23 protein-coding genes are annotated in these 19,233 nt (G+C 70.7%); 14 read left to right on the forward strand and 9 right to left on the reverse strand.

All coding sequences use genetic code 11. The features are described from left to right. The first annotated feature begins 34 nt into the window (after positions 1-34). Positions 35-472, forward strand: coding sequence for a protein-tyrosine phosphatase family protein (locus ACFRAC_RS02660; protein ID WP_382919712.1), 438 nt, complete (start codon positions 35-37; stop codon positions 470-472). On the opposite strand, the gene bla is transcribed toward ACFRAC_RS02660, so the two are convergent. After that, positions 465-1,421, reverse strand: coding sequence for a class A beta-lactamase (gene bla, locus ACFRAC_RS02665; protein ID WP_382919714.1), 957 nt, complete (start codon positions 1,419-1,421; stop codon positions 465-467). The two genes, ACFRAC_RS02660 and bla, sit on opposite strands and share 8 nt — an antisense overlap. Before the next feature lie 68 nt (positions 1,422-1,489). On the opposite strand from bla, the gene ACFRAC_RS02670 reads away from it, so the two are divergent. Next, entirely contained in the window at positions 1,490-2,632 is a 1,143-nt protein-coding gene (locus ACFRAC_RS02670) for an abortive phage infection protein (protein WP_382919715.1), read from the forward strand. Here ACFRAC_RS02670 and ACFRAC_RS02675 read toward each other — a convergent pair. Continuing rightward, positions 2,629-3,162 carry a GNAT family N-acetyltransferase gene (locus ACFRAC_RS02675; RefSeq protein WP_382919716.1) on the reverse strand — a complete coding sequence of 178 codons (534 nt, stop codon included), beginning with the start codon at positions 3,160-3,162 and terminating at the stop codon, positions 2,629-2,631. The two genes, ACFRAC_RS02670 and ACFRAC_RS02675, sit on opposite strands and share 4 nt — an antisense overlap. A 181-nt stretch (positions 3,163-3,343) precedes the next feature. Between ACFRAC_RS02675 and ACFRAC_RS02680 the strand changes: the two genes are divergently transcribed. From ACFRAC_RS02680 to ACFRAC_RS02705, 6 genes are all read left to right on the forward strand, one after another. Next, the gene (locus ACFRAC_RS02680; protein ID WP_382919717.1) at positions 3,344-4,141 is read left to right on the forward strand and encodes an SCO2525 family SAM-dependent methyltransferase; all 798 of its coding nucleotides are present in this window, start codon (positions 3,344-3,346) and stop codon (positions 4,139-4,141) included. Between the two features lie 72 nt (positions 4,142-4,213). Further along, positions 4,214-6,064: an SCO2524 family protein gene (locus ACFRAC_RS02685; protein ID WP_382919718.1), complete on the forward strand. Its 1,851-nt coding sequence runs from the start codon at positions 4,214-4,216 to the stop codon at positions 6,062-6,064. Positions 6,065-6,067: 3 nt separating this feature from the next. Next, the gene (locus tag ACFRAC_RS02690; protein WP_382919720.1) at positions 6,068-6,985 is read left to right on the forward strand and encodes an SCO2523 family variant P-loop protein; all 918 of its coding nucleotides are present in this window, start codon (positions 6,068-6,070) and stop codon (positions 6,983-6,985) included. Next, on the forward strand, positions 6,982-7,962 hold the full coding sequence (locus ACFRAC_RS02695) for an SCO2522 family protein (protein WP_382919722.1): 981 nt from the start codon (positions 6,982-6,984) through the stop codon (positions 7,960-7,962). Before ACFRAC_RS02690 ends, ACFRAC_RS02695 begins: the two co-directional genes overlap by 4 nt. A gap of 1 nt (position 7,963) precedes the next feature. Beyond that, complete coding sequence (locus ACFRAC_RS02700; protein ID WP_382919724.1) at positions 7,964-8,938, forward strand: SCO2521 family protein; 975 nt, start codon at positions 7,964-7,966, stop codon at positions 8,936-8,938. A 43-nt stretch (positions 8,939-8,981) separates the two neighbouring features. Next, the gene (locus ACFRAC_RS02705) at positions 8,982-9,917 is read left to right on the forward strand and encodes a DUF6879 family protein (RefSeq protein ID WP_382919726.1); all 936 of its coding nucleotides are present in this window, start codon (positions 8,982-8,984) and stop codon (positions 9,915-9,917) included. On the opposite strand, the gene ACFRAC_RS02710 is transcribed toward ACFRAC_RS02705, so the two are convergent. Further along, on the reverse strand, positions 9,901-10,095 hold the full coding sequence (locus ACFRAC_RS02710) for a DUF397 domain-containing protein (protein ID WP_361339456.1): 195 nt from the start codon (positions 10,093-10,095) through the stop codon (positions 9,901-9,903). The genes ACFRAC_RS02705 and ACFRAC_RS02710 overlap by 17 nt on opposite strands. Next, the gene (locus ACFRAC_RS02715; RefSeq protein ID WP_382919727.1) at positions 10,077-10,907 is read right to left on the reverse strand and encodes a helix-turn-helix domain-containing protein; all 831 of its coding nucleotides are present in this window, start codon (positions 10,905-10,907) and stop codon (positions 10,077-10,079) included. Before ACFRAC_RS02715 ends, ACFRAC_RS02710 begins: the two co-directional genes overlap by 19 nt. A gap of 86 nt (positions 10,908-10,993) precedes the next feature. Here ACFRAC_RS02715 and ACFRAC_RS02720 point away from each other — a divergent pair, with 86 nt between their 5' ends. From ACFRAC_RS02720 to ACFRAC_RS02735, 4 genes are all read left to right on the forward strand, one after another. Then, positions 10,994-11,227 carry a hypothetical protein gene (locus tag ACFRAC_RS02720; RefSeq protein ID WP_382919728.1) on the forward strand — a complete coding sequence of 78 codons (234 nt, stop codon included), beginning with the start codon at positions 10,994-10,996 and terminating at the stop codon, positions 11,225-11,227. Further along, positions 11,224-11,439: a hypothetical protein gene (locus tag ACFRAC_RS02725; RefSeq protein ID WP_382919730.1), complete on the forward strand. Its 216-nt coding sequence runs from the start codon at positions 11,224-11,226 to the stop codon at positions 11,437-11,439. Before ACFRAC_RS02720 ends, ACFRAC_RS02725 begins: the two co-directional genes overlap by 4 nt. Positions 11,440-11,549: 110 nt before the next feature. Next, positions 11,550-12,296 carry a DNA repair protein RecO gene (gene recO, locus ACFRAC_RS02730; RefSeq protein ID WP_062669369.1) on the forward strand — a complete coding sequence of 249 codons (747 nt, stop codon included), beginning with the start codon at positions 11,550-11,552 and terminating at the stop codon, positions 12,294-12,296. Between the two features lie 27 nt (positions 12,297-12,323). Beyond that, positions 12,324-13,163, forward strand: coding sequence for an isoprenyl transferase (locus ACFRAC_RS02735; protein ID WP_382919732.1), 840 nt, complete (start codon positions 12,324-12,326; stop codon positions 13,161-13,163). A 72-nt stretch (positions 13,164-13,235) separates the two neighbouring features. Here ACFRAC_RS02735 and ACFRAC_RS02740 read toward each other — a convergent pair whose 3' ends face one another. From ACFRAC_RS02740 to ACFRAC_RS02760, 5 genes are all read right to left on the reverse strand, one after another. Next, entirely contained in the window at positions 13,236-13,643 is a 408-nt protein-coding gene (locus ACFRAC_RS02740; protein WP_382919734.1) for a hypothetical protein, read from the reverse strand. A 137-nt stretch (positions 13,644-13,780) separates the two neighbouring features. Then, entirely contained in the window at positions 13,781-14,197 is a 417-nt protein-coding gene (locus tag ACFRAC_RS02745; RefSeq protein WP_361339473.1) for a transcriptional repressor, read from the reverse strand. A gap of 60 nt (positions 14,198-14,257) precedes the next feature. Next, a complete protein-coding gene (locus ACFRAC_RS02750) occupies positions 14,258-15,160 on the reverse strand; it encodes a metal ABC transporter permease (RefSeq protein ID WP_382919735.1) in 903 nt (300 codons plus the stop codon). After that, the gene (locus ACFRAC_RS02755) at positions 15,160-15,951 is read right to left on the reverse strand and encodes a metal ABC transporter ATP-binding protein (protein ID WP_382919737.1); all 792 of its coding nucleotides are present in this window, start codon (positions 15,949-15,951) and stop codon (positions 15,160-15,162) included. Before ACFRAC_RS02755 ends, ACFRAC_RS02750 begins: the two co-directional genes overlap by 1 nt. Next, positions 15,948-16,895, reverse strand: coding sequence for a metal ABC transporter substrate-binding protein (locus ACFRAC_RS02760; protein ID WP_382919927.1), 948 nt, complete (start codon positions 16,893-16,895; stop codon positions 15,948-15,950). The genes ACFRAC_RS02755 and ACFRAC_RS02760 overlap by 4 nt, the downstream gene beginning before the upstream one ends. A 163-nt stretch (positions 16,896-17,058) precedes the next feature. On the opposite strand from ACFRAC_RS02760, the gene ACFRAC_RS02765 reads away from it, so the two are divergent. Then, positions 17,059-18,441 (forward strand): glycine--tRNA ligase, encoded by a 1,383-nt coding sequence (locus ACFRAC_RS02765; RefSeq protein ID WP_361339484.1) that lies wholly within the window; start codon positions 17,059-17,061, stop codon positions 18,439-18,441. 119 nt (positions 18,442-18,560) lie between these two features. After that, positions 18,561-19,226 carry a 1,4-alpha-glucan branching protein gene (locus tag ACFRAC_RS02770; RefSeq protein WP_382919740.1) on the forward strand — a complete coding sequence of 222 codons (666 nt, stop codon included), beginning with the start codon at positions 18,561-18,563 and terminating at the stop codon, positions 19,224-19,226. Positions 19,227-19,233: the final 7 nt, after the last annotated feature.

Consider the following 19,233-nt stretch of genomic DNA (forward strand, 5'->3'; position numbering starts at 1 on the left):
TGCCCGGCGCGCGACGCCCGGTTCGAATGGGACGGTGGAGACCGAGAAGCAGTGGCACGAGGGCGACCCCGGGGTCCTGAGGCTGCCGTCCGGGCGGCTCGTGCGCGGGCGCGCCCTGCGCCGCCCCCTCGACCCGGCGGCACCCCCGCCCACCTACGGCGTCTATCTGCTGGGCCGCCGGCCGCCCGAGGCCGGCTGGGAGACCCACTGGATCCGCTGGCCCGACTTCCGCCTCCCCGCCGACCGGGCCGCCGCCCGCGCGGCGCTCGCGGCGGCCTGGGAACGGGCCCCCGAGGAGCGGGTCGAGGTCGCCTGCGGCGGCGGACGCGGCCGTACGGGGACGGCGCTGGCGTGTCTCGCGGTGCTGGACGGCGTACCGGCCGGGGAGGCCGTGGGCTTCGTGCGGCGGCACTACGACTGGCACGCCGTGGAGACGCCGTGGCAGCGGCGTTACGTGCGGACGTTCAGGTGAGCGTGTCCGCCACCAGCCGTGTCGCCTCGGCGATCAGCGGGTGGTCGTACTCCGCGTCCCGCTCGGGCCGGGTCGTCATGACCGCGAGGACGAGCGGGACACCCGCCTCCGTCCAGGCGACGCCGGCGTCGTTGTTCGCGGCGTAGAAGCCGCCGCCGGTCTTGTCGGCGACCGTCCACGGCGGCGGCAGGGCCGCGCGGAAGCGGTTGACGCTGGTGGTGTTGTGCAGCAGCCAGTGCGTCAGCCGGGCCCGGTCGCGGACGTCGAGGGCGTCACCGAGGACCAGCCGGGCGTAGCTGCGGCCGATGGCGCGCGGGCTGGTGGTGTCGGTGACCCGCCACGGCTCCGCCGAGTTCAGCTCGGTCTCCCAGCGGTCGAGCCGGGTCACCCGGTCGCCGATGGAGCGGGCGAAACGGGTCACCGCCGTGGGGCCGCCGATCTGACGCAGCAGCAGGTTGCCGGCCGTGTTGTCGCTGAATCGGATGGCCGCGTCCGCGAGTTCGGCGACGGTCATGCCGGTCTCCAGGTGCGCCCGGGTGACGTCGGAGTTGTCCACCAGGTCGGCCTCGGTGTAGTGGATCCGCCGGGCCAGCACCTCGCCGTCGTGGTCCAGGTCGCGCAGCACGGCCGCGACGGCGAGCGGCTTGAACAGCGAGCACACCGGGAAGCGTTCGTCGGCGCGGTGGGCCACGGTCCGGCCGGTGGCCACGTTGTGGGCGTACACGCCCAGCCGGGCGCCGTGGCCGCGCTCCAGCTCGCGCAGCCGGGCCCGGGCGTCACCGCCGGTCGTGGCGTGGGCGGGCCCGGCGGCCAGGGCGGCGGCCGCGGTGCCCGCCGTGAGGAGCAGGGCGCGGCGGCGGCTCAGGGGGGAGGGTGTGGGGGAGGGAATCGTGCTCTCCTTCGTTCGCGGGACTTCGACGATCTCTCCATGAGCGACGCCACCGGTCATCCCTTGGTTGCGGAGCCGTGGACCATCGGCCGACGGCGGGACGCGTCCGCCCTCGCCACAGTGGCCGTATGGAGAACACCGACGGGATCAGCAGGGCACGTTTCCTGGCCGGGACGGCGGCCGTCGCGGCGGCTTTCGCGGCGCCACCCGCGGGGCGCGCGGAGGCAGCCGGGCGGCGCACCCGGCGCACGGGACTCGGGCACCGGGGCGTCGTCTACACGGTCGGCGCGGGCGAGACGCCCGGCACCGCCTGGAGCGCCACCCGGATGCGCGCGGACGTCCGGGTGATCCGTGACGTGCTGCACGCCGACACCCTCGACGTCACCGGCGACGGGGTGGACCGCCTCACCGCCACGGCCGCCGAGGCCGCGGAACGGGGACTGCACGTCTGGCTCCAGCCGACCTTCGGGGACATCCCGGCCCGGGACATCCTGGAGACCGTCGCCGAGTGCGGCCGGTTCGCCGAACGGCTGCGCCGGCAGGGCGCGAGTGTCGACTTCAGCGTGGGCTGCGAGTTCTGGCTGTTCGTCCCGGGCATCGTCCCCGGCGCGACGGTCCTGGAGCGCGTCGCCAACCTCCAGAACGGCGGTGTCGACATGACGGCGATGCGGCGCCGGCTGGCCGCCTTCACCGCGCGGGCGGCGGCGACCGGCCGGTCCGTGTTCCACGGCCGCCTCGGCTACGCCGCCGCGCAGGACGAGGAGTTCGAGCCGGTCGACTGGGACCTGTTCGACGTGGTCGGCATCGACTACTACTCCTGGTTCCCCCGGCGCCCGGAGTACGTCCGCGACCTGCGCCGTTACCTGCGCTGGGGAAAGCCCCTGGCCATCACCGAGTTCGGCACCTGCGCGTTCGTCGGCGCCCCCCGGACGGCCGGCATGGGCTGGGACATCGTCGACCGCACCAAGGAGCCGAACGAGATCAAGGGCGACGTCGTGCGCAGCGAGCGCACCCAGGCGGCCTGTCTGACCGACCTGGTGGACGTCTTCGAGTCGATGGGCCTGTACGCGGCGATGGCCTTCGAGTTCGTCACCCCGGACGCCCCGCACCGCCCGGACGATCCCCGCCACGACCTGGACCTGGCCAGTTACGCCATCACCAAGCCTCTCAGGGACCGCCCGGACGACCCCGCGTCCCCCTGGCACTGGGAGCCGAAGGAGGCGTTCCACGCCCTGGCCGCCCGGTACGGCGCCTGCCGCGAGACGGTCTAGCCCGGTCCCATCCGCAGGACCATGATGAGCCGGTCCTCGCCGGGTCCCAGGTAGCTCCGGTGCACGCGCCCGTCGGTGGAGAAGCCGAGAGTGCGGTACAGCGTGATGGCCGCCGCGTTCGTCGGCTCCACGGTCAGCCGCACCTCGTGCACCCGCTCCCGGCGCAGCTGCCGCAGCACCTCCAGCATCAGCCGTCTGCCCAGGCCCCGGCCGCGCTGGTCGGCGCTGACGGCGAGGCTCAGGACCCAGCACACATAGCCGTCCGAGGTGGTCACGAACAACACATAGCCGTGCAGGCACTCCCCGTCGTCCAGGACGAGGATGCGGTCCCCGTGGACGTCGATGTGCTGCCGGAGCACGAAGTACGGGTAGGGCTCCTCGGGGAAGACCTCCCGGTCCACGCGCAGGAGCTCGGGCAGATCGGCCTCGGTGACGCCCCGCATGGTCAGGGGCCGGTCGGCGCGGTCGGCGAAGAACGCCCGGTCGGTGTGGTGTCCCGAGAAAGGGAAACGTTCCTCCGGTAGCGCCATCAGCCGCCCCCTGTGTGATGGAATGCCGTCACTCGTACAGGTGAGTACCCGTTGCCCGCCGTTTCGGGTGCTCACCGAGGTCCGCCCCATCTTGAGCAGCGCCGTTCCCGCTGGACAAGGCCGCACTGTGCCTATGCCCCAACGCGCTCCCGATGCGCCTCCTTTTGGTACCGTTGGTGGAATGACCCAGAGATCGTCGGGGGGCGTCCAGGTGATGAATGCCGATGTGCCATGGGACGCGGCATTCGACTCGATCGCCTACCTTGATCACAATTACCGCGCCTTACAGGCGGAGGACGCGGAGATCCTGCACATCATCCGGGACCATTTCGGCGACCATTTCCGGAAGCAGGGCGTCGGACCGGTCAGCGGGATCGACGTGGGAGCGGGGGTGAACCTGTACCCGGCCCTGGCCATGCTGCCCTGGTGCGACGAGATCACCCTCTTCGAGCGCTCGGCGTCCAACGTGGACTACCTGACGAGCCAGATCGACGGCTACGACGACAACTGGGACACGTTCTGGTCCGCCCTCTGCCGCAAGGACTGCTACCGCTCCCTGGACATGGACCCGCGTGAGCGCTTCCGCAAGGTCGTCCGGGTCGAGCAGGGCGACATCTTCGACCTGTGGCGGCACGAGGGGCGCTGGTCCGTGGGCACCATGTTCTTCGTCGCCGAGTCGATGACGGCCGCCCACGAGGAGTTCCAGCTCGGCGTCGAGAGATTCATGCGCGCCCTGGCTCCGGGCGCCCCCTTCGCCACGGCCTTCATGGAGCATTCGACGGGGTATCACGCCGGTGAGCATTTCTTCCCGGCGTGTGACGTGGGAGAATCCGAGGTGCGCGCGAGCCTCGAGGCATTCGCGGGTGACTTCAAGGTCCAACGACTCGAATCCGCGGCAGCCGTACGCGACGGATATTCGGGGATGATCGTGGCCTACGGCTGGCGCGCGAATTCGGATTCGGCCATTCCGGTCGGCTGATCGACGAGGCTTCACAACAGCACAGCGGTATTCCTCAAGTGATGGCAGTGCGGCCTGTGTGAGGGGCATGGGATGCAGATCAAGCCACGCCAGCATCTGCTGGACATCTGGCAGGCGATTGCCCGCCACTCTTTCGACGGGGGAGAGTGGCAGTGGGGCGAATGGGGCAAGGAGAGCAGCGTCGCCGACGCCGAGCGGCTGCTCTGCCTGCTCTATCCCGCCACCGAGATCCCCGCCTTCCGGCTCGACGACCCCGACACCACGCAGGAGGACGTCCAGCAGGTCCTGAAGAAGGCCGGAGGACGCCTGGACATCCCGGCCAACCTCGTGACCGCGGCGGCCGACTTCATGCGGACGCACACCGGTGAGGACAAGAGGCCCACGTTCGCGGGCGGTTACTACTTCGGCTCCCGGGACCAGACGAAGGAACTCACCGAGGAACAGCGCCGGCTGGACGTGGTCGACTCCTACTCCATGTCGATCACCCTGTGCCTCGCCCTGCTCGGTTTCCTCAAGGTCTACGAGACCAGGACCCGGCGCAGCGACATCAGGGAGACCATCGCCGAACTGCGCTCCGCCACCAGCAACCGCCTCACCGCCGCCATGGTGAGCCTGCTGCGCTCCTTCGTCGTCAACGTCTTCGACACCGACTCCTCCCAGGGCCGCACCCTCACCGAACTCCTCGGTCAGCAGCGGCTGTCGCAGCGCCAGGTGCTGAGCCAGTTCCAGAACCGCTTCCGCCCGCTGCGCGCGGCGATCAACGAGAGCGTGTTCCTCGGCATCGACGTCCAGGAAGGGCTCAAGGACGAGAACCAGCTCTTCGAGTGCGGCTGGGCCTGGACCATGGTCAAGGACGCCCCCGAGGTCGAGACCAGCGAACCCATCGGCCCGCAGCCCGAGGGCGTCGCCAACCCGGTGCCGTACCTGTACTTCACCGTGGTCGCCCTCGACGGTATCCAGGACCTGTTCTCCGACCGCACCCTCACCCTCGGCCTGCTCAACACCGAACAGCAGAGACTCGCCGAGTCGCTGCGCCTGCGGTGGGAGCTGACCCAGCAGTACTGGTCCGGCATCGCCCGCTTCGACACCGACCGCTGGCCCCTGGAGGACATCCCCTGGCGCACGACGGGACAGAAGCTGGAGTCCGAGTACTTCTCCCTCTCCGTCGCCGCCATCCTCGTGCACGACCTGATGCGCCGCCGGGCCACCGACGACGACCTGACCCGCACCGTCGGCGTCATGGAGCGCCTCGCCGAGCGCGGCCGCATCACCAGCCGCATGGTCCGCGACGACCCGGTCGTCCACGAGCTGCACAACGTCGGCGTCGCCCTGCCGCTGCAGGGCAGCGAACGCCTCGGCCCGCCCATGACCTGGGCCATGACCGACTTCTCCGCGCAGCTGCTCAAGCGGACCGTCCAGCTGTGCACCCTCTCGCGCAACCTGGCCTCCCACGACCGGCTGCTCCGACTCGCCGAGGACGTCTTCGGCCACATGTGGCGCCGGCGCATCCGCGACGGCGAGGGCATCGGCCTGTGGGACAACATCCACGCCGCCTACCCGGAGGCGGAGATCCACCAGCGGCGCGTACCGGTGTCCTGGAGCATCACCGAGCGGGTCACCGAGGTCATGGTGCAGGCCAACGTCATGTACCGGCAGCCCCCGATCCGCAGCAACGACCTGACCGAACTGGCCCGGGCGCTGCTCAGCGAGGCCGCCCACCTGCTGGGCAACGAGCAGATGGAGCCCGCCCCCGCCGACGCCGGCCGGCACGGCATGCAGCTGCGCACCATCGAGGTGAAGCTGCGCCGCGCCCGCAGCCTCGTCGAGGAACAGCCCGGCACCGCCTACGCCCTCACCCTCGACGTCCTCGGACAGCTCGACTCGCTCGCCCGCGCCCGCGAGGCCGCGGACCGGGGAGTGTGAGACGTGCTGATCTTCTCCGCCTCCGACAAGGGAGGCACCGGCCGCTCGGTGACGAGCGCCAACCTGGCCTACCACCGGGCCCTGGCCGGTGACGACGTCTGCTACCTGGACTTCGACTTCGGCTCGCCGACCGCGGCGGCCGTCTTCGACGTGGCCGACGCCCGCCAGGCCACCGAGGACCACGGTCTGCACGCCTACCTGATAGGAGAGGTCGGCGAACCCGCCCGGATCGACGTCTGGGCCGAGACCGAGCACCAGGTGCTGCGCTTCCCGCCGCCCGGCTGCGGCCGGCTGGTGCTGATGCCCGGCGACGTCAGCGGCGGCGAGTTCGCCACCAGCGAGGACAACCTGCACCGCTGCGTCGACCTCCTGATGAACCTCTCCTACGAGTTCGACCTGGTCATCGTGGACCTCAGCGCCGGCCGCTCCTACGCGGTCGACATGGTCCTGGAGGCCACCGCCCAGCCGGAGATGAGCGAGGTCGCCGCCCGCTGGCTGGTCTTCCACCGTTGGACCCGCCAGCATGTGGCGGCCGCCGCCAGCCTGGTCTTCGGCAAGCGCGGCATCCTCGCCGGCGGCGTGGACCGCGGACACGGCGAGGAGGCGCTGCGCAACGCCATCCGCTTCGTCCGGGCCGCCGTACCCGACCCCGAGTCGCCGCTGTGGTCCCAGGTCTCGCCCACCCAGTCGGCGTGGATGCGCAAGACCGACGGCGACCTCAAGCAGCTCGCCTCCACCCACGGCATCGGCTACAGCATGGTCCTCGGGTCCGTACCGCTCGAACCGGTCCTGCAGTGGCGGGAGCAGCTCATCACCGACGAGGACGTGCTCGACAGCCAGATCGCCAACCAGGAGACATGGCAGGCGCTCAGCCGCCTCGCCGAACGCCTCACCGACGACAAGTACTGGGAGCCGGCATGAGCGAAGCCGTCTTCCAGGAGACCACCGCTCAGCCGCGCACCCAGTCCGTGCCGCTGGCCCACCTCTCCCTGGAGCTGGGCCACCTCTACATGGAGGACTACGAGGCCGGGCCCAAGCGGCTGGGCGAGCACTTCGCGGAGGTCCGTGTCTGGGCGGACGCCGTACGAGCCTCCGCGGCCCGGCGCGGCAGGCGCCCGCGCATCAGCACCTGCTTCCTGATCGACGACTACTTCAGCCGCTTCTCCACCCCGGCCGAACTCGTCCCCATGGTGCTCAAGGAGGCCGAGAAGGCGGGCCTGGTCATCGACTACCTGGCCCGCGAGTCGGCCTGCGCGGTCGCCGACCGGGTCGAGCTCGCCGAGTCCGTCATGCACCGCCTGGTCGAGTCGCCGCCGCCCGGCAGCCACGGCTCGCGCCCGCCCGTCAGCCGCACCGGCTGGCTGGCCAACGGCGAACGCAGCCCTTCGGCGTCCCGCAGCGCCCTCGGCGAGGTCAAGGGCTGGCAGCCGCCGCGGGAGACGGCCGCCCGCAACCACTCCATCTTCATGGACGTCGAGCTGTGGTCGGAGGAGGACGGCCGGCGTCTGTGGTCCTGCCCCTTCCTGGCCGCCGTGTGGCAGCTCGCCCGGCTCGGCCTGCTGCGGCACCTGGGCGAGCCGGTCCTCGTGCCCACCGAGTGGCAGGGCGCCGACTTCCCGCAGGAGTGGGACCGGCTGCCGCCGGTGGTCAAACTCAGCGACACCAAAGCGGCGTTCAGCGCCTACCGCACGTGCAGCCTGATGCCGAACCGCTTCGTCGCCGTGGAGGACGCCGTCCGGCTCGTCCTCGACCAGATAGACGTCGACGCGGGGGCGCTGCGGCAGGTCGCCGAGCGGTCCGCCGCCGAGGGGATGCCGGTGCCCGCCGCGGTCGCCCAGCGCGCCACCTACGTCTTCTACGAGGAGCCCGGCGACTCCTCCGAGGCCGGGGGGACCTGAGATGACGGCGGCCCCGGCCCACCCGGCGCGTTCGGTCCTCGCCTGCGGCGAGGTGCGCACCTGTCTGCTGCCGTCGCTCCAGGCGCTCGACATCCGGGCCGCGGCCCAACTGCTCCGGCTCCGCGCCGACGAACCCGTACGGGTCTCCGAGCGGCCCTCCATGCACGCGCTGTCCCCCGAGGTGCTGACCGGTGTGGACTGCCGGCTGCCCGCCTCCAACGGCAGCAAGGTCCGGGGCGTCGGCACGGTCGCCGCCCGCGCCGCGCTGACCGAGGGACGGCTCCTGCAGGCGACCGCCTGGTTCGGCGTGCCGGCCACCGGCCCCGACCTGCGCCGGCCCTGGGGCCAGTACCTGGTGCGGCCGGGCCTCGTCGAACCGTTCGGCAAGCTGCCCGAGCAGGCCACCGCGGACGGGGTGCTGCGCGGCGCCGGACGCGGGGAGCTCGACCTCGGGGTGATCGCGGAGGGACTGCTGGCCCGGCTGCGGCGGCACGCGCTGCTCGACCGCCGGGTGCCGTTCAAGTCCAGCCCCACCCGGCTGCGGTGGGTGGCCCGGCGGGAACCGGCGGGGGAGCGGGCCTCCCTGACGAGCTTCACCCTCGCCGAGGGCGGACTGCGCACGATGGAACTGCGCCTCCCGGCCGACGTCCCGGCCGCCTCCGCCGCCGGTCTCTGCGAGGATCTCGCCCTGCACGACTGGCTTTTGACGACCGTTCAGCACATGCTGGACAACAGCAGACTCGGCGCGGCGGGCGGCCCGTCGGTGATCGAGACCCTGCAACCGGTCGTCGTCCACCTGCTGCATCTGTGGATGCCGCGGGCCCACGTGGACCCCGCGCTGGCCCACCTGTGGGACGTACTGGAAGAGCGCCCGGGGTTCTCCCGTCAGTGGGAGAACCTGAGCCGGCGCATCAGGGACCGACTGGCCCTGCAGGCCGTGGCGGCGCCGCGGCAGGCGCTCAGCGACGCGCGCTGAGGGGTATCACCGCAGTACAACCGGAACCGACGGGGGATGACAGATGAGCACGACGTCATTAGGGAACGGGAACGGCGGCAGGAACCAGCCGCGGCCGCAGAACGCGGGACGGCACAAGGTGCTGCTGAGAGTGCTGGTCGCGGGCGTGGTGGGCACCGTGACCTTCCTCCTGAGCGGTCTGCTGAACCAGGAGGACGACAACCTGTGGGAGTGGACGATGTCCATCTCCCTCGGCTGCACGGTGCTGATCGTGCAGTACCTGGTCGACTTCGGCGAGCGGTTCGAGAAGGTCGACCAGGGCTTCGCCGAGATCCTCTCCGCGACGGAGCTGTTCAGCCAGGTCGACGGCTCGGTGCTGCGCTCCGAGGAGGTGACCCGGCTCGTCCTCGGCTACACCCGGGTCCGGGAGCGCGGGGGCGACATCATGCAGGCGTTCGCCGAGAAGGAACTCGGGCGCCTCGCCCGGATGATGGAGGGTCTGGGCAGCGGCACCGCGGACTGCCCCGGCGAGAACCACGAGTGGCTGATCGACCTCACCGACTGCACCAAGATGACCCTCGACGCCACCAGCACCTCGGTGGACCGGGAGTTCTGGTACAGCGGGCCGGCCGAGCGGTATCTCGCGGCGCAGGAGAAGGCGATCAGGAGGCGGGGCGTCGAGATCCGCCGCCTGTTCATCGTCCGGACCGAGGACGAGGTCACCCCGGAGCTGCGGGCGCTGTGCGAGGACCACCGCAGGCGGGGCATCGACGCGCGGATCGCGGTGCGGTCGCTGATGGAGTCCAACCCGAGGGTGAGCGACTTCATCGTCTTCGACGGCGAACTCTGCCACGAGACCAAACCGGACCAGGAGAACAACCCGGACAGCACCCTGCTGAGCGCCGACCCGGACCACATCGAGGACCACGTCACGCAGTTCACGGACCTGTGGGCCGAGGCGGAGCGCCAGCAGACGCCGCGGGTCACCTCAGAGACGTGAGGAACCCCGCCCAGGCGTGAGCGGGGAACAGCAGCACGGGACCGTCCGAGGCGAGCTTGGAGTCCCGGACGGGAACGGTCCCGGGGACTCCGTCGGCCACCTCGACGCAGTTGCCTCCGTCGCCGTTGCTGTAACTGCTCCTGTGCCAGCGAGCGCCGCTCAGCTCGTCCGTGTGCATCGTCTGAAGTCCTCAGCTGCCGACTCGACCAGGGCCAGGGACGCGTCCGGAGACAGCGCGGCTCCCCTGAGCAGATCGTAGGCGCGGCTCGCACGCTTCACCACCGCCGGGTCGTCCAGGACGCTGCCCGAAAAGGACGTCTCCGTATAGGCAGTTGGCGGTGCGTCGTCGAACTCCATCAGGCGCAGCGAGCCGTTGTTCGCGGCCGCCCCCGCCGCGAAGGGCAGCACCTGGAGCAGCACCTTGCGGCTGCGCGCGGCCGCCGCCAGGTGCGCCAGCGCCTGCGCCGCGACCTCCGGGCCGCCGACCGGCACGCGCAGCACCGTCTCGTGCACGATCGCGCAGTACTCCGGCCGTGCGGCGTCCTCCAGGATCGCGGACCGCTCGGCGCGCGCCGCGACCCGCTCCTCGATGAGATCGTCGGTCGCGAACGGCTGCGTCGCCACGACGAGCGCTCTCGTGTACGCCCGTGTCTGGAGGAGCCCCGGCACGACGGACGGCTCCCAGTCGCAGATCCTCGTCGCCAGCCTCTCCAGCTCCGCCGTTCTCGCGAAGTAATCCGCGTACCGTCGGTCCCTGATGAGCTTCTGCCAGAGGCGCTCGAAAATACCGTCGGTTTGCAGGGTGTCGTCAATCCTCTGAGCGATATCCAGCTGAGGCTTTCGAATCGCCTGTTCGAACTGGCCGATGTATCCGCCCGACACGAAAACCCGCGCTCCCAGTTCCGACTGCGTAATACCGGCGTTCTCCCGGCGCCTCTTCAGCTCCGCACCGAAGAACTCCCACGCCGCCTGACGTGAACCGTTGGCCATGGCAACCCCCCTGCCCTGCGGCGCCCTTGTAGTGCACAGACTCCCACCGAGTGTAGGCGCCACGGGTCACCATGGACCGGGGATGCGTGAAATCCGAATTCGAGGGGAGCAAGGTGATGGAACGGCACTCGGCGCACTGCGTCGAAGAAGCGGAGGAAGTGGTGAAGGAATTGCGGGCCGCGCTGGAGAAGGCAGGAATTACACTCCCGACACTCCGGATCGATCCGGTGAGTCTCGCGCGTGAGGCGCCGTGCCCGCTCGTCGAATTGGGCCGCTGCACGGTGGACACCGCACGGCGACTCGCGGCGGTGCTGCGGTGAAGCCGTCCATCGGGTCGTATGTCTATGACACTCTTTCGGGTCGAATCGGCGTCGTGATGGGCCACGAGGGCCCGTACGTCCAGCTGCGGCCGCACGGCGGCGGCAGGGAGTGGGACGTCGCCCCGGCGTCGGTGCGCCCCGCGACCCCGTCCGAGCGGCTGCGCGCGGCGACGGCGTACGCGAACGCCCGCAGCAGGGGCGAGGTGCCCTGAGGGGGCGCCTCCGGCACCCAGCGCCACCGCCCCGGCACCGTCCGCGCCGGCGGGGCGGTACGTGACCCCGGCCGCACCCGCCGGTCACCCGCGTACGCGACAATGAGGGCATGAGTCTGTTCCGCGACGACGGCATCGTGCTGCGCACCCAGAAGCTGGGTGAGGCGGACCGGATCATCACCCTGCTCACGCGCGGGCACGGGCGGGTGCGGGCCGTGGCGCGCGGGGTGCGGCGCACCAAGTCGAAGTTCGGGGCCCGGCTCGAACCGTTCTCCCACGTCGACGTGCAGTTCTTCGCCCGGGGGAGCGAGCTGATCGGACGCGGGCTGCCGCTGTGCACACAGAGCGAGACCATCGCTCCCTACGGCGGCGGCATCGTCACGGACTACGCCCGCTACACCGCGGGGACGGCCATGCTGGAGACCGCCGAGCGGTTCACCGACCACGAGGGGGAGCCGGCCGTCCAGCAGTACCTGCTCCTGGTCGGGGCGCTGCGCACCCTCGCCCGCGGCGAGCACGAACCGCACCTCGTGCTCGACGCCTTCCTGCTGCGCTCCCTCGCCGTCAACGGGTACGCCCCGAGCTTCGGGGACTGTGCCAAATGCGGCATGCCGGGACCGAACCGCTTCTTCTCGGTGGCCTCGGGGGGCTCGGTCTGCGTCGACTGCCGGGTGCCCGGTAGCGTCGTACCGTCGCCGCAGACCCTGGACCTGCTGGGCGCGCTGCTCACCGGTGACTGGGAGACCGCGGACGCCTGTGAGCCGCGGTACGTCCGGGAGGGCAGCGGGCTGGTGTCCGCCTATCTGCACTGGCACCTGGAGCGCGGGCTGCGCTCGCTCCGGTACGTCGAGAAGTAGAAGAAGCCAAAGGGAGACGAGAAACACATGGCCGTGAGTGGGTTCCTGGGGCGCCGGCGCCGCGAGTACAGGACACCGGAGCCGCACCCGTCCGGTGCCCGCCCGCCCAAGCTGCCGGGCGAGCTGGTCCCGGGCCATGTGGCGATCGTCATGGACGGCAACGGCCGCTGGGCCAAGGAGCGGGGCCTGCCGCGCACCGAGGGCCACAAGGTGGGTGCGGAGCGGGTGCTGGACGTCCTCCAGGGCGCGATCGAGATGGGCGTCGGCGCGATCTCGCTGTACGCCTTCTCCACCGAGAACTGGAAGCGCTCGCCCGACGAGGTGCGCTTCCTCATGAACTTCAACCGGGACTTCATCCGCAGGACCCGCGACCAGCTCGACGAGCTGGGCGTGCGGGTGCGGTGGGTCGGCCGGATGCCCAAGCTGTGGAAGTCGGTCGCCAGGGAGCTGGAGATCTCCCAGGAGCAGACCAAGGGCAACGACAAGCTGACCCTGTACTTCTGCATGAACTACGGCGGGCGGGCGGAGATCGCGGACGCCGCGCAGGCGCTGGCCGAGGACGTGCGGGCCGGGCGGCTCGACCCGTCCAAGGTCACCGAGAAGACCTTCGCGAAGTACCTCTACTACCCGGACATGCCGGACGTGGACCTGTTTCTGCGGCCCAGCGGCGAGCAGCGCACCTCCAACTACCTGCTGTGGCAGAGCGCCTACGCCGAGATGGTGTTCCAGGACGTGCTGTGGCCGGACTTCGACCGGCGTGACCTGTGGCGGGCCTGCCTGGAGTTCGCCTCGCGCGACCGCCGCTTCGGCGGCGCCGTCCCGAACGAGGAGCTGCTGGCCATGGAGGGCCGCTCCGAGGAGGACTGACGCTCCCCTGCGCGCACGGGAACGGCCCCGTCCCACCGAGGTGGGACGGGGCCGTTCGCGGTTCCGTGGACTTTAGTTGTCGTTGAGGAACGTGTAGTCCTTGCACTCGCCGTCGGGCGCCCGGCAGAACTTGAAGCCGATGCGGGTGTTCTCCGGCAGGTCGAAACTGCCGCCCATGCTGGCCTTGCGGGTGGCGGTGTTGCCCTCGCCACCGACGGTGAACGAGTAGCGCGGGTTGCCGCTCGGGCTGCCGATGTACACGTTCATCGTGACACCGCGGCCGTCGGCGTCGTTGTCCTTGATCGTGACAACGTCACCGTACTCGTTGAAGAAGCCGGTGCCGCTCCAGTCGACACCCGGTACGTTCCCCCAGGCATCCCCCGTGTGCATGGTGTGGTCCGCGGCCACCGCGGAGTTGGCGACGGCCAGCACCATGGCGGCGCTCGCGGCGGTCACACCAGCGATACGTCCCAGTCTCAAGTTGTACTCCCCTGTTTCCTGTGTGACTTCTGTGGTCGCAGAAGCCATCGTGATCATATAAACACAAGATCACGTCAGGCCCAACAGGTTTGTGATCCAGCCAACTCGGCCGGGGACACGCAGGAGTTGACGGGAAGTCAGCAGCTGGCGGCCGCGCAGTCGGCGCAGGTGCCGAAGATCTCCACCGTGTGCGCCACGTTCACATAGCCGTGCTCGGCGGCGATGGCGTCCGCCCACTTCTCCACGGCCGGACCCTCGACCTCGACGGCCTTGCCGCAGACCCGGCAGACGAGGTGGTGGTGGTGCTCGCCCGTGGAGCAGCGGCGGTAGACGGACTCGCCCTCGGAGGTGCGCAGGACGTCGACCTCGCCGGCCTCGGCGAGGGACTGCAGGGTGCGGTAGACGGTGGTGAGCCCGACCGAGTCGCCCTTGTGCTTGAGCATGTCGTGCAGGTCCTGGGCGCTGCGGAACTCGTCGACCTCGTCGAGGGCCGCCGCCACGGCGGCGCGCTGCCGGGTGGCCCGGCCCTTCACGGGCGGTCCTGCCGTCGTCACCGTTGCCTCCTCACGTCTGCGCCTTGCCCGCGTCATTGTGCCAGCCTGACCTGTGCCCGGTCAGACGCCGACCTTGCCCGCGGCGTCCCCGTTGTCCGGAACCGCGCACTCCGCTGGGTCCCCGGCCGGCTGCGCCGCCGCCAGGGCCCGAGCGCGTCGCCGGGCCAGCGGGGTCGCCAGCGCGGTCAGCACGATGAACGCGCCGATGGTCAGCAGCACGATGGTCGCGCCGGGCGGGACGTCCTGGTAGTACGAGGTGACCGTGCCGCCGATGGTCACCGTCACACCGATCGCCACGGCGATCGCGAACGTCGCCGCGAAACTGCGGGACAGCTGCTGGGCCGCCGCCACCGGCACCACCATCAGCGCGCTCACCAGCAGCAGTCCGACCACCCGCATCGCGACCGTCACCGTCACGGCCGCCGTGACCGCCGTCAGCAGGTTCAGCGCACGCACCGGAAGGCCCGTGACCCGCGCGAACTCCTCGTCCTGGCTGACCGCGAACAACTGGCGGCGCAGCAGCAGCGTGATGAGGACCACGAACGCCGCGAGGACGCAGATCGCCGTCACATCCGACTCGGACACCGTGGACAGCGATCCGAAAAGGAAGGAGAGCAGGTTGGCGTTGGCCCCGCCGGGCGCGAGGTTGATCAGCATCACGCCGCCGGCCATACCGCCGTAGAAGAGCATCGCCAGGGCGATGTCACCCCGTGTCTTGCCGTACCAGCGGATCAGCTCCATGAGCACCGCGCCGAGCACCGACACCAGCGTGGCCGTCCACACCGGCGACCAGGACAGCAGGAAGCCGAGGCCGACGCCGGTCATGGCGACGTGGCCGATGCCGTCGCCCATCAGCGCCTGGCGGCGCTGGACAAGGTAGATGCCGATCGCCGGCGCGGTGATGCCCACGAGGATCGCGGCGAGCAGCGCCCGCTGCATGAAGTCGTAGTTCAGGAATTCCATCAGCTCAGCAGTCCCGTCCGGATCGGTTCGGCGTCGTGAGCCGCGTGCGGGTGTACGTGGTCGTGGCCGGGCAGCGCGTGCTGGCCGACCGCCTTCGGGGGCGGGCCGTCGTGCAGCACACAGCCGTCGCGCAGCACGACCGCCCGGTCGATCAAGGGCTCCAGCGGGCCCAGTTCGTGCAGCACGAGCAGGACCGTGGCACCGGCCGCGACCTGCTCGCGCAGGGTGTGCGCGAGGACCTCCTGGCTGGCCAGGTCGACGCCCGCCATCGGCTCGTCCATGATCAGCAGCTCCGGCTCGGCGGCCAGGGCGCGGGCGATGAGCACCCGCTGGTGCTGGCCGCCGGACAGCGCGTCGACCGAGTCCTTGGCGCGGTCCGCCATGCCGACGAGCTCCAGCGCGTGCCGGACGGCCGCGCGGTCGGCCTTGCGGAAGAGCCCGAAGCGGGTGCGCGAGAGCCGGCCCGAGGAGACGATCTCGCCGACCGTGGCGGGCACGCCGCCCGCGGCCGTCGTGCGCTGCGGGACGTAGCCCACCCGCGCCCAGTCGCGGAACCGGGCCCGCGCGGTGCCGAACAGCTCGATCTCACCGGCGCTGACCGGCACCTGGCCGATGACGCTGCGCACGGCCGTCGACTTGCCGGAGCCGTTGGCGCCGAGCAGGGCGACGACCTCGCCGCGACGCACGCTGAGGTCGATGCCGCGCAGGACCGGGCGCGAGCCCAGCTCGGCGCGGACGCCGCGCAGCGAAATGACGGGCTCGCTCATGCCGTCCTCCAGAGAGTGGTTCATCGGGCGCCCAGCGCCTTCTTGAGGGCTGTGAGGTTGGCCTCCATGACCGCGAAGTAGTCGTCGCCCCTGGACGTGCCCGTGATGCCTTCGAGCGGGTCGAGGACGTCCGTCCTCAGGCCCGCGTCGCGGGCGAGGGTCTTCGCGGTCTTGCCGGACACCAGGGTCTCGTAGAACACGGTGGTCACCCCGTCCGCCCGGGCCTCGTTCCGCAGTTCCCTGATCCGGGCCGGGCTCGGCTCGCTCTCCGGGTCGACGCCGGAGATGGCCTCCTGGGTCAGGCCGTAGCGCTCGGCGAAGTAGCCGAAGGAGGCGTGGTTGGTGAAGAAGACCTTGGTCTTCGTGTTCTTGAGCCCGTCGCGGAACCCGGTGTCCAGCGCGTGCAGCCGGTCGACCAGCGCGTCGGTGTTCTTCCGGTAGTCGGCCGCGTGGTCCGGGTCCGCCTTCGCGAAGGCCGACCCGACGCCCTCGGCGATCTCCGCGTACTTCACGGGGTCGAGCCAGACGTGCGGGTCGAGGCCGTGCGACTCCTGCTCGGAGTGCTCCTCGCCGCCGTGGTCGTGCTCGACGCCGCCGTGGTCCTCCAGCTTCGTGAGGTCCGCGGCGTCGATCTTCGTCTTCAGGCCCGCCTGGTCGATGGCCTCGTCGACGGACGGCTGGAGTCCCCTGAGGAACAGCGCCGCGTCGGACTCGTCCAGCTGGGCCCGCTGGCGGAGGCTGAGCTCCAGCTCGTGCGGTTCCTGGCCGGGTTCGGTGAGGGTGGTGACGTGCACATGGTCCCCGCCGATCCGCTCGGCGAGGAACTGCATCGGATAGAACGACGCGACGACATCGAGGTCGCCGCCGGCGGCGGCGCTGTCCGCCGAGCAGGCGGACAGGGTGCCGATCCCGAGGGCGGCGACGGCCGCGAGGGCGACCCGGGGTATGTGAGATCGTCGTACGTTCATGACAGTCATTTTCAACTGTACTGGAAACCATTGTCAACAAGCGTGTTGGACCGTCCACAGAGCGCTACCGATTTGATTGGAGGGGAGCCCCCGCCGGTACCCTGAAGCATTCGCTGTAGAAGCGCCTCGCTTCGTCGCCCATCGTCGTAATGAAGAGAGCACCGTGGCCGCCGACAAGATCGACACCATCGTCAGCCTGAGCAAGCGCCGTGGCTTCGTATTCCCGAGTAGTGAGATCTACGGCGGCACGAAGGCCGCCTGGGACTACGGACCGCTGGGTGTCGAGCTCAAGGAGAACCTCAAGCGCCAGTGGTGGCGTTACATGGTGACGTCGCGCGAGGACGTCGTCGGTATCGACTCGTCCGTGATCCTCGCCCCCGAGGTGTGGGTCGCCTCCGGTCACGTCGCCACCTTCACGGACCCGCTGACCGAGTGCACCTCCTGCCACAAGCGGTTCCGCGCGGACCACCTGGAGGAGGCGTACGAGGCCAAGAAGGGTCACCTCCCCGAGCACGGCCTCGCCGACATCAACTGCCCGAACTGCGGCAACAAGGGCCAGTTCACCGAGCCCAAGCAGTTCTCGGGTCTGCTGTCGACGCACCTCGGCCCGACCCAGGACTCCGGTTCCGTCGCCTACCTGCGCCCCGAGACCGCCCAGGGCATCTTCACCAACTTCGCCCAGGTGCAGACCACCTCGCGCCGCAAGCCGCCGTTCGGCATCGCCCAGATGGGCAAGTCCTTCCGCAACGAGATCACGCCCGGCAACTTCATCTTCCGCACCCGCGAGTTCGAGCAGATGGAGATGGAGTTCTTCGTCAAGCCGGGCGAGGACGAGAAGTGGCAGGAGTACTGGATGGAGCAGCGCTGGAACTGGTACACCGGTCTCGGCCTGCGCGAGGAGAACATGCGGTGGTACGACCACCCGAAGGAGAAGCTCTCCCACTACTCCAAGCGCACCGCTGACATCGAGTACCGCTTCCAGTTCGGCGGCAACGAGTGGGGCGAGCTGGAGGGTGTCGCCAACCGCACCGACTACGACCTCTCCGCCCACGCCAAGGCCTCCGGCCAGGACCTCTCCTACTTCGACCAGGAGGCCGGCGAGCGCTGGACGCCGTACGTCATCGAGCCGGCGGCCGGTGTCGGCCGCGCGATGCTGGCGTTCCTGCTCGACGCCTACGTCGAGGACGAGGCGCCCAACGCCAAGGGCAAGATGGAGAAGCGGACCGTGCTGCGGCTCGACCCGCGCCTCGCGCCGGTGAAGGTGGCCGTGCTGCCGCTCTCCCGCAACGCCGACCTGTCCCCGAAGGCCAAGGGCCTCGCCCAGGCGCTGCGCCAGAACTGGAACATCGAGTTCGACGACGCCGGCGCCATCGGCCGCCGCTACCGCCGCCAGGACGAGATCGGCACGCCGTTCTGCGTCACCGTCGACTTCGACACGCTGGAGGACAACGCGGTCACCGTCCGTGAGCGCGACTCCATGAAGCAGGAGCGCGTCTCCCTCGACCAGATCGAGGGCTACCTGGCGAGCCGCCTGATCGGCGCCTGACCGCCCGGACACCGTCACACGGGGTCCCCACCGTCCTCTCCGAGGGGCGGCGGGGACCCCGCGTCGTCTCCACCGGCCCCCGGCCGCCCTCACCGACGGCGTCCGAGAGAATCTGCGGCATGGCCATCATCCACCGCACCACCCTCACACCGACGAAACTGGAACTGCTCGCCGCCTGGCTGCCCTCGCGCCCCTGGTACGCCGGTGCCGGTGCGCCCCGGCCCGAGAAGGCCGGCGGCTTCCGGCTGGACGACCCGCAGGGCGAGGTCGGCATCGAGTTCATGGTGATCACCGACGCATCGGCCCCGGGGACGGCCGGGTACCTCGTCCCGATGACGTACCGCGGCGCTCCCCTCGACGGGGCCGGGCACGCCCTCATCGGGACCACGGAGCACGGGGTCCTGGGCCGGCGCTGGGTGTACGACGGCTGCCACGACCCGGTGCTGGTCGCCGAGTTGCTCGCCCTGATCGACGGGCGGGCCGAGGCACAGGCGCAGAGCGTCTCCGACGCCGTCGACCGGGACGTCACCCGCTCCCGCACCGGCCCCGCCCTCACAGGGGAGCAGCCCGGCATCCCGGTCGCCGAGGACTCCGCGCACGGCACCCGCGTCGCCACGGCCGACGGCTCGCTCCTGCTGCACCGCGTGCTGAGCCCGGCCCCCCAGGGCGCCCCGCCGCTGCCCGACGGAGCCCTCGGGCACGTCGGCGGCGTCTGGAGCCTGCCGGACGGCACCCGCGCCCACGGCCTCTTCGTCACCCTGCACGCCGGAACCGGCCAGGACTGACCGCCGT

It is taken from the genome of Streptomyces sp. NPDC056628, assembly GCF_042792555.1.
In the GTDB taxonomy this organism is placed as follows: Bacteria; Actinomycetota; Actinomycetes; order Streptomycetales; family Streptomycetaceae; genus Streptomyces.

What these genes read in the sequence shown, in the direction of transcription:
- bla (WP_382919714.1), bottom strand. Translation starts at nt 1,421, where the DNA reads ATGACCGGTGGCGTCGCTCATGGAGAGATCGTCGAAGTCCCGCGAACG.
- ACFRAC_RS02670 (WP_382919715.1), top strand. Translation starts at nt 1,490, where the DNA reads ATGGAGAACACCGACGGGATCAGCAGGGCACGTTTCCTGGCCGGGACG.
- ACFRAC_RS02675 (WP_382919716.1), bottom strand. Translation starts at nt 3,162, where the DNA reads ATGGCGCTACCGGAGGAACGTTTCCCTTTCTCGGGACACCACACCGAC.
- ACFRAC_RS02680 (WP_382919717.1), top strand. Translation starts at nt 3,344, where the DNA reads ATGACCCAGAGATCGTCGGGGGGCGTCCAGGTGATGAATGCCGATGTG.
- ACFRAC_RS02685 (WP_382919718.1), top strand. Translation starts at nt 4,214, where the DNA reads ATGCAGATCAAGCCACGCCAGCATCTGCTGGACATCTGGCAGGCGATT.
- ACFRAC_RS02695 (WP_382919722.1), top strand. Translation starts at nt 6,982, where the DNA reads ATGAGCGAAGCCGTCTTCCAGGAGACCACCGCTCAGCCGCGCACCCAG.
- ACFRAC_RS02700 (WP_382919724.1), top strand. Translation starts at nt 7,964, where the DNA reads ATGACGGCGGCCCCGGCCCACCCGGCGCGTTCGGTCCTCGCCTGCGGC.
- ACFRAC_RS02705 (WP_382919726.1), top strand. Translation starts at nt 8,982, where the DNA reads ATGAGCACGACGTCATTAGGGAACGGGAACGGCGGCAGGAACCAGCCG.
- ACFRAC_RS02710 (WP_361339456.1), bottom strand. Translation starts at nt 10,095, where the DNA reads ATGCACACGGACGAGCTGAGCGGCGCTCGCTGGCACAGGAGCAGTTAC.
- ACFRAC_RS02715 (WP_382919727.1), bottom strand. Translation starts at nt 10,907, where the DNA reads ATGGCCAACGGTTCACGTCAGGCGGCGTGGGAGTTCTTCGGTGCGGAG.
- recO (WP_062669369.1), top strand. Translation starts at nt 11,550, where the DNA reads ATGAGTCTGTTCCGCGACGACGGCATCGTGCTGCGCACCCAGAAGCTG.
- ACFRAC_RS02735 (WP_382919732.1), top strand. Translation starts at nt 12,324, where the DNA reads ATGGCCGTGAGTGGGTTCCTGGGGCGCCGGCGCCGCGAGTACAGGACA.
- ACFRAC_RS02750 (WP_382919735.1), bottom strand. Translation starts at nt 15,160, where the DNA reads ATGGAATTCCTGAACTACGACTTCATGCAGCGGGCGCTGCTCGCCGCG.
- ACFRAC_RS02755 (WP_382919737.1), bottom strand. Translation starts at nt 15,951, where the DNA reads ATGAACCACTCTCTGGAGGACGGCATGAGCGAGCCCGTCATTTCGCTG.
- ACFRAC_RS02760 (WP_382919927.1), bottom strand. Translation starts at nt 16,895, where the DNA reads ATGAACGTACGACGATCTCACATACCCCGGGTCGCCCTCGCGGCCGTC.
- ACFRAC_RS02770 (WP_382919740.1), top strand. Translation starts at nt 18,561, where the DNA reads ATGGCCATCATCCACCGCACCACCCTCACACCGACGAAACTGGAACTG.